Below are 7,910 nucleotides of genomic sequence, written 5' to 3'. Positions count from 1 at the left end.
ATTTTAAATTGCTTAAAAGTGCAGGACTTCAGCTAGAGTCCTGGTTACAGCAAAGTGGAGACGCTTATTTTAAGCGGTTGTTGATTGCCTCTCAGGCTTGTACGCTCGTGTGGCGTATTATGCAAGCATCTGATAAACAGTCACAAGAGTTTGCTTTGTTTTTAGTGCGCCTCTCAGGTCGGCAAATGAAACGCAGCAAACCAATAACCGCACCTGCTGTGATGGCAGGATTGTTCCAGTGGCTTAATTTTACCGAACTGGTAAATCATTATCCCCCTGACAAACTGCGTGAATTCGCTGATGCCGCTAGTAAATTTGTGTAGATACCTATGCCTTAGAGGCTTGGATGAGCGTAAATGCCAGTAGTGAAACCGACTACTATGCTGCTTCTGCAACCCGCAGTGTATTTCAGTATTTACCCGTGGCCTATAAAGATGGCGAGAATTTAAAAGCCCGCGAAGAGATGGGTATTGCTGCTCATTACGGCGGTATTTCTTTTAACAAAGCCGGTTTAGGATACGTGCACGCTATTGCTCACCAGTTAGGTGCCTTTTATAGCATTCCTCACGGTCGTGCCAATGCCATCGTGCTCCCCCACATCCTTGATGCCAACCGTGATGTTTGTGAACAGAGACTAGCAACTTTAGCCAAAAAAACTGGGGTGGTAGACAATGTGCAAGCTAAAGCAGATGACGGTCAATTGGCAGATTATCTAATTGCTCAAGTCAGAGCATTAATTGAAGAGACCAACATTGATCGTAGCGTCGCAGGCATCAATGAAGATGACTTCGTAAAAATTGCCAAAGCGGCAGCGATAGAAGTAAGAGACACTTATTCAGTACCAAGATACTTTACCCAAGCTGAGATTGTTAAAATCTTACATGACATTAAAGATATCAGCGACTCGCTGAACCAATAACAAATTTAATAAATGGGCTTACTAAGCCTATTAATACCAATAGCCCCTTATCATGATGATAAGGGGCTATTTTTATTTGCTGCTCTTAGGTTGGATTTGAGAAGATACTTTAATCTTTAAATACTTAAATATTATCCCAGTAAGGCTCATCGCCAATCTGCTCAATAATATAATCAATTAATAATCGGCAGCGCTGTGACAAAAATCTGTTTTTTGGGTAAACCGCATACGCATTTAAGGTGGGAAACTGATGGTCTTCCATAACCGGAATAAGCTCCCCCTTTGCCAAGCTTTGATAAGCAATAAACGTCGGTGTAAAAACAATACCGTGCCCTTTAATGGCCATATCTACTAAAAAATTACCATTATTAGCCTTAAATCGTGAGGCCATCTCCACCTTATGTCTTTTTCCTGCAGGGTCTATCACCTCTACTTCGCCTTGCCTACCTGTTAATCCATACTGCAAAAAATTATGCTGCTTTAACGCCTCTATACTGTCAGGCATCCCCGCCTGTTTAATATATTCAGGACTGGCACAAAGTACCCGGCGGATTACCGTCAGCCGCTTGGCCTGATAAGAGGAGTCTTTCAGCTCACCAATACGAATAGCCAACTCATAACCTTCCTCTACTAAGTCAATGTGTCGGTCAGAGAAGTCAAGCTCAAAGCATAGCTGTGGGTGCTGCTGTGCAAAGTTATGGATAATCTCATCTAAGTGCATTAACCCAAAAGACAAAGGAGCGGTCAGTCTCATCTTACCCTCTAGATGCGAGGATAAGCCGCTGATTTGCTCATTCAACAAGTCCACTTCACTAAGAATACTACAGGCTTCTTGATAATATTTCTGACCTGCTTCTGTCAAAGTTGAGTTTCGGGTAGTCCGGCTAATTAACTGGGTATTTAAGCGAGTTTCTAACTCTTTTAAACGCCGGCTTACCGCAGATTTTGCGATATTCAGCTGGTCAGCAGCATTGGTAATACTTCCAGCATCAACCACTCTGATAAACATCGCCATGTCTTCTAGCTGTCCCATAATCTCTCCCTTTGTACCTTCATTTTAGCCTTATTGTTCTCATAATAAGAACTATCATTTGCAATTATCGGTGTTTATTGAAATCAAATCAACAATTATAATGGCCTCATTACTTAGCAAGTTCAAACAAAACTATTTTATATTTAAGGATTTCATTATGAACACTTCAGTAAACAATGCTAGCGCACTATTAGGTCGTTTTTTATTAGTAGCCATCTTTATCTTTTCAGGTATTGGTAAAATTACCGGTTATGCAGCTACTCAAGGCTACATGGAAGCAATGGGCGTACCTGGCTTCATGTTACCTCTAGTTATTATCTTAGAAGTATTTGGTGGTCTAGCAATCTTGGTTGGCTTTAAAGCACGTTTGGTAGCTTTCTTAATGGCGGGATTTAGCATCGTTTCAGCCATCATCTTCCACGCTGACTTTGGTGATCAAAACCAAATGATGAACTTTATGAAAAACTTAGCGATGGCAGGTGGCTTCTTAATGATTGTGGCTCATGGTCCAGGCGCTTATTCAATCGATGCACGTAACGATGTCGACGCATAACGATATCAAATAGCGACTACCACCAAATTATCTCTAGGTAGGTAAATAGGTAGATAGCATTAAAGCCTTAATTATGGGCTGGGACAGTCAAACCTCCCAGCCTATAAATATTTTTGTAATACAAGCACAACTATTTGGCCTTAACATATAGGCGATATTAAGCCCTCAGCGTAATTAAGGCGCTGCGTTGTGTAAGACCGAGTTATCTTGATACTCAGGGTGTTTATCAATATAAGATTTAACAAAAGGACAAATGGGTTTAACGCGTAGATTTTTTGCTGCGGCGTCCTCTAAAAGAGACTTCACAAAATAACCAGCTATACCGCGTCCTCCTAATTCCTTTGGCACTTCAGTATGCAGATAGGCAATACCAGGTTCACCACTACTGGTGGTGAAGTATTCATAGTCTTCAAAAGCCACATGGCCATCAATGTGTAGCTCAAAACGACTTGCCTCTTTATTATCGATAAGTTCGTAATTGAGTTGCTCTTTATTTGTCATGGTGATCTTCTCTTATTTTAGTTAACTCATAATGAGCTAACTGATTGGATTTAAAGTTGATTATGAGGATATTGCTAACAAACAATCAACCTTTATCAGCACTACTTGCAATAATAATTATAACCCTTATTATGTAGTCGTGTTAAATGTTTGTCCTGACTTATTAAGTTTTTGTTGTTCAGCTTAACAGTCAAATAAGGATAAGTTATGAAAACAATATACCATGCAGCTAATACTCGGGGTGGCTCTCATCATGGCTGGCTAAAAAGTAAACACACTTTTAGCTTTGCCGATTATTATGACCCACAACGTGTCGGCTTTGGCGCTTTACGCGTTATCAATGATGACCATGTTGAAGGTGGAATGGGCTTCGGTGATCACTCACATGCCAATATGGAAATCATCAGCATTCCACTATCAGGAAAGCTGATGCATGGTGATAGCATGGGCAACCATGGCATCATTAAAAGTGGTGAGATTCAGGTAATGTCGGCAGGCACTGGGGTTACCCATTCTGAAATGAATGGCGACGAGGTCGAGCCGGTTAAATTTTTACAGATTTGGGTGATGCCAAATAAATTGGACGTAACCCCGCGCTATCAACAAGTCAGCCTGGTTGATTTATTGCAGCGCAACCAGTTTAACCAAGTGCTGTCTCCTAATCCTGAAGATTCAGGCGTTTGGATTCATCAAAATGCTTGGTTTAGTGTGGGTGAGTTTGAGAAAGGAGTCACCACCACTTATGCTATAAAAGCCCCATTAAACGGTGCTTACGTCTTTGTTATTTCAGGCTCTGTGGTCATCAATGGTCATAACTTGGCCCCAAGAGATGGACTGGCTATCTCTGAGACCAAAAACTTTACCATGGATGTGATTGACGATGCCCAAGTGTTAGTAATGGATGTGCCCCTTAATAGCTAGCTTCTTGTAATAATTAACTGCTAGCCGCTACCCCCTTGACATAATAATAGGTGCTTTATGAAAACTGAAACATTAGATCCCCGTTTGGCAGATGTTGGCGGTATTCCAATCGCTCGCTTGTTACCTAATAAAGGCAAAAGGCCTATTGGTGCATGGTGCTTTATGGACCACGCTGGCCCTGCCGAATTTGGCGACGATGAAGATGGTATGCAAGTGGGCAGACACCCGCATATTAACTTGCAAACATTCAGCTGGATGATTGATGGAGAAGTACTTCATAAAGACAGCTTAGGGAATGAGCAAGTCATTACCAAAAATCAAGTTAACGTAATGACCGCTGGTACCGGCAATGACCAGGGCATTAGCCACACCGAACAGAGTGTGTTCCCTAATAGCGGTGGCTCTGCAGAAGCTTGGTGTGGTATGAATATGGTGCAGTTGTGGATTGCGCTACCGACCGATCAGAAGATAGAACGTAACTTCCATCACTACCCTGAGCTGCCAAGCTGGAAAGAGCAAGGCGCTGAATATGTGTTAACCACTGGGGAATACACCACAACTGAGGGAGAAAGCTATAGCGCTCCAACCATTCAATACAGCAAGCTCATTGGCTTAGATGTGCATTTGGTTGAAGACACCGAAGTATCTTTGGTACTACAGCCAGGCTTTGAATACGGTATGTTAATGGTTGTTGATGGTATTGAATACCAAGGCAAAAAGTACCAGCAAAATCAGTTAATTCGCTTCGATGAAGTTGATCAAAAGAGCGTCATTAGCGTTAAAGGCACCAAAGGCACCCGCTTTATGTTACTGGGCGGTGAGCCTTTAAATCAAAAGGTACTGCTGTGGTGGAACTTTGTCGCTGATAATAAACAAGACATCGAACAGGCCATTACTGACTGGAACAACCATCACCCTCGTTTTGGTAATGTCGATTCTGAATTAAAAAGATTAGAAGCTCCAGCATTACCAGAAGGCTTTAAAGGCTAATTATGTAATATATATTCACTATTGATAGTAATAGTTAAATAAATTTACAAAAGTCATATGGCAGTTTAGGTTTAATATTCTATAATTAATGTCAGTTAATTCAGATAGATATTAAGTAAGGCATAGACCTTAACTGCCTACAGTAGTCCCAAAAAAGTCTTATTAAAAAGGCTTTATAAAGGAGCAGCTACTGACAGTAATAACCGCTTAATATATCCATCCCATCCCTATAAATATCGGAGAATAGTTATGTCAAACTTACAAGATTTTCAAAAACTAGCTGAAGCACGTCGTTCAATTTATGCGCTAAACAATCAACTGCCTGTAGACAAAGATCAAGTTGTAGACTTGATTGAGCATGCTATCTTGCACACCCCTTCTGCGTTTAACTCTCAATCAACTCGTCTAGTGGTTTTATTCGGTGATGATCATAAGAAACTATGGCAGATCACTGAAGATACTCTACGTAAAATCGTAAATGACGACGAGAAATTTAAAGGTACTGAAGAGAAATTAAATGGCTTTAAAGCCGGTGCGGGTACTGTACTTTTCTTTGAAGACCAAAACGTTGTAAAAAACCTGCAAGAAAACTTTGCTTTATATGCAGACCGCTTCCCAACGTGGGCAGAGCATACTAGCGCAATGCATCAATATGTAATCTGGACTGCTTTAGCTAGCCTAAACATCGGTGCAAACTTACAGCACTACAACCCAGTAATCGATGAAGAAGTAGCCAAAACTTGGAACATCGACTCTAGTTGGAAACTTACTGCGCAGATGGTATTCGGTGGTGTTGAGCAACCAGCAGGCGACAAACAGTTTGCTCCTATTGATAGCCGTTTAAAAGTTTATGGTAAATAATCCAATAAACTAGACCTAAAAGTTAAACTTAGTCTAAATCTCTTAACTTAAAGCTTAAGTCCACTTCTGAGCTAAGCGTTAAGAAAAGAAAAAGCAGCCTCAGATTTGAGGCTGCTTTTTTTTATGATGATCGCTTTTATGACGATCACAATAAGACTATATTACTATTTACTTTTGGCTTGGCGCTTAAGACCCTGCTTCTGGAAAATATCAACAAATCGTCCTGAGGTTTGCGGAAAAATATTGGCAAACTTAGCCACCACACCGCGGCTTTGAGGCAGCATCATCTCCATAGGGCGACTGCGTAATGCCGTACCTATTATGGCCTCCACCACTTCATCGACCGTTAAAGTACGCTTACCAGAGAAAGTTAACGCCGCCTGCTCTTTGTCTTTTTGCTGATCAAGCATTGGGGTTTGAACCGCGTCAGGGCAGATCGTAGTTACCGCAATACCATACTGAGCCAATTCTATGCCAGCTGCCAATGAATAGGAGCGTACCGCGTACTTACTGGCACTATATAAAGACAGACCTGGGACAGGCGACAGTGCTGCCATAGAAGCCACATTAATAATATGTCCTTTACCCTGGTTGCGCATCGGCTCTATGACGCTTTGAGTCCCGTAGATGGTGCCTTTGACATTGATATCGAAGTGGAAGTCCACCTCATCTGGAATGACAATATCAGTCACCCAATTGTCTTTTAACACGCCCGCCACATTACACATAACATCGATGGTTGACCACTGGGCCAATACCTTACTTATTAGGCCTTGCCACTGTTCGACACGTCGTACATCGAGCGGATGTAGCATTAAAGTACCACCCTCCTCGGCCCTCTTATACTTGGCATAATGGCTTTTTAAAGCTTCATAATCGATGTCACAGGCACAGACTTGCTGTCCTTGCTCAAGCAAACGCTGACATAAAGCCAGACCAATCCCTGAAGCGGCTCCGGTTACGATATAAGTTTGCGCCACAGGCCACCTCGCTTGCTATTGCTTTCATTTTTTGGGGTGAATGTGCCGAATTCTAACTCTCCCATTCGTGCAGACGGTGTGGTTCCTGGGAACAAGTAATATCCCGCTGACTCAGAAGACAGTGCCATATTAAAAAAGCGTTCATCTTTTGGATAAGGTCCCGCCACGGTTTTTTCTTGAATCATAGACAGATATTGATCTACCCCAAACTCTAGGGTATTGCCATTCATCACCACCTCAGACTGCGTCAACTCGGCGTAACGGGCCAGTCCTTTGATTTTGGAGTGCTGCGGCGCATAAGAATCCATACTTACCCCATTCTCTGAGGTAACTAGCAGGCCTTGATCGGTATGAGCCACAATAGAATGATTGCCTTCGGTGTGACCTTTGGTACGCATTAGCGCTACAGAGCCGTCGCCTAGCAACACATCCCCATCTAGTAATTCAATGCGGCTGTCTTCAATACCCTCGATGCCGTTAGGACAATACCATTGGTTTTGCCAAGGTAATAAAGCTTGGGTACTCTCCCATTCCTCTCTCATCACCAACAATTTGGCGTTGGGAAATATCGCAGATTGCCCTGCTCCGCCGAGCCAACGGGTAAGATTCTGGGTGTGTAGGTGGTCATAAGTAATGTAGTCGACATCTTCCGGCGCCAGTCCTATGCTTTTGATAGCGTCCAATACTGTACTGGTTTCTTTGACTATCATTTTTTCGACCGGCTTGGAGAACATGCCCATGTCTTCTGACATCTGGTAGAAGTAAGGCGTGTCTCTTTGGTACTCCCAGTCAGAGGGACTGACCAAAAGCGTCTTTAACCCCTCTTCACTATCAAACTGAATAACAAACAGCTTATTACAGATGTGAATATAAGGGGTCGGCAGAGCAAAGGCATTAAGATAGCCATACTTGCTGGGATAAGGAATGCGAATTAGCTCAAAGGTTTTATAGAATTTAACCTTTGGGTTGGCAAGCATCGTCTTGCGAAAATCTTCGGCCGCAGCACGCACATCCTCAACCCTATCTAAGGGTTTGGCAGCATCACGGGCCGATTTAAAGTGAGAAACTGAGTGAATAATACTCATGATACAGTCCTTGTTATCAGTGGGTTATATACATCCCTATATAAAATACTACTTGTGACCAGCTATT

9 protein-coding genes and 1 pseudogene are annotated in these 7,910 nt (G+C 42.3%); 6 read left to right on the top strand and 4 right to left on the bottom strand.

From position 1 onward, the window contains the following. Together G561_RS15445 and G561_RS14505 are read left to right on the top strand one after the other, a co-directional pair. A pseudogene (locus G561_RS15445) lies at nucleotides 1–323 on the top strand (transposase); the annotation flags it as partial. Next, a complete protein-coding gene (locus G561_RS14505; RefSeq protein ID WP_265088287.1) occupies nucleotides 314–919 on the top strand; it encodes a dehydroquinate synthase/iron-containing alcohol dehydrogenase family protein in 606 nt (201 codons plus the stop codon). The pseudogene G561_RS15445 and the gene G561_RS14505, both read left to right, overlap by 10 nt. Nucleotides 920–1,043: 124 nt before the next feature. Here the strand turns inward: G561_RS14505 and G561_RS0110895 are convergent, their stop codons facing one another. After that, entirely contained in the window at nucleotides 1,044–1,952 is a 909-nt protein-coding gene (locus G561_RS0110895; protein ID WP_028859590.1) for a LysR family transcriptional regulator, read from the bottom strand. Nucleotides 1,953–2,109: 157 nt separating this feature from the next. On the opposite strand from G561_RS0110895, the gene G561_RS0110890 reads away from it, so the two are divergent. Next, nucleotides 2,110–2,505 (top strand): DoxX family protein, encoded by a 396-nt coding sequence (locus G561_RS0110890; RefSeq protein ID WP_028859589.1) that lies wholly within the window; start codon nucleotides 2,110–2,112, stop codon nucleotides 2,503–2,505. A gap of 174 nt (nucleotides 2,506–2,679) precedes the next feature. Here G561_RS0110890 and G561_RS0110885 read toward each other — a convergent pair whose 3' ends face one another. Continuing rightward, nucleotides 2,680–3,006, bottom strand: coding sequence for a GNAT family N-acetyltransferase (locus G561_RS0110885; protein ID WP_028859588.1), 327 nt, complete (start codon nucleotides 3,004–3,006; stop codon nucleotides 2,680–2,682). A gap of 207 nt (nucleotides 3,007–3,213) precedes the next feature. Between G561_RS0110885 and G561_RS0110880 the strand changes: the two genes are divergently transcribed. From G561_RS0110880 to G561_RS0110870, 3 genes are all read left to right on the top strand, one after another. Then, complete coding sequence (locus tag G561_RS0110880) at nucleotides 3,214–3,927, top strand: pirin family protein (RefSeq protein ID WP_028859587.1); 714 nt, start codon at nucleotides 3,214–3,216, stop codon at nucleotides 3,925–3,927. Between the two features lie 57 nt (nucleotides 3,928–3,984). Continuing rightward, nucleotides 3,985–4,917, top strand: coding sequence for a pirin family protein (locus G561_RS0110875; RefSeq protein ID WP_028859586.1), 933 nt, complete (start codon nucleotides 3,985–3,987; stop codon nucleotides 4,915–4,917). 249 nt (nucleotides 4,918–5,166) lie between these two features. Then, on the top strand, nucleotides 5,167–5,778 hold the full coding sequence (locus G561_RS0110870; protein WP_028859585.1) for a nitroreductase family protein: 612 nt from the start codon (nucleotides 5,167–5,169) through the stop codon (nucleotides 5,776–5,778). A 164-nt stretch (nucleotides 5,779–5,942) separates the two neighbouring features. On the opposite strand, the gene G561_RS0110865 is transcribed toward G561_RS0110870, so the two are convergent. Both G561_RS0110865 and G561_RS14500 read right to left on the bottom strand, forming a co-directional pair. Next, nucleotides 5,943–6,758: an SDR family NAD(P)-dependent oxidoreductase gene (locus tag G561_RS0110865; RefSeq protein WP_028859584.1), complete on the bottom strand. Its 816-nt coding sequence runs from the start codon at nucleotides 6,756–6,758 to the stop codon at nucleotides 5,943–5,945. Continuing rightward, nucleotides 6,737–7,843 carry an MBL fold metallo-hydrolase gene (locus G561_RS14500; RefSeq protein WP_037032255.1) on the bottom strand — a complete coding sequence of 369 codons (1,107 nt, stop codon included), beginning with the start codon at nucleotides 7,841–7,843 and terminating at the stop codon, nucleotides 6,737–6,739. Before G561_RS14500 ends, G561_RS0110865 begins: the two co-directional genes overlap by 22 nt. Nucleotides 7,844–7,910 lie beyond the last annotated feature (67 nt).

The organism is Psychrobacter phenylpyruvicus DSM 7000 = NBRC 102152, assembly GCF_000685805.1.
Classification (GTDB): domain Bacteria; phylum Pseudomonadota; class Gammaproteobacteria; order Pseudomonadales; family Moraxellaceae; genus Psychrobacter; species Psychrobacter phenylpyruvicus.
This window is presented reverse-complemented; position numbering and strand designations above follow the sequence as displayed.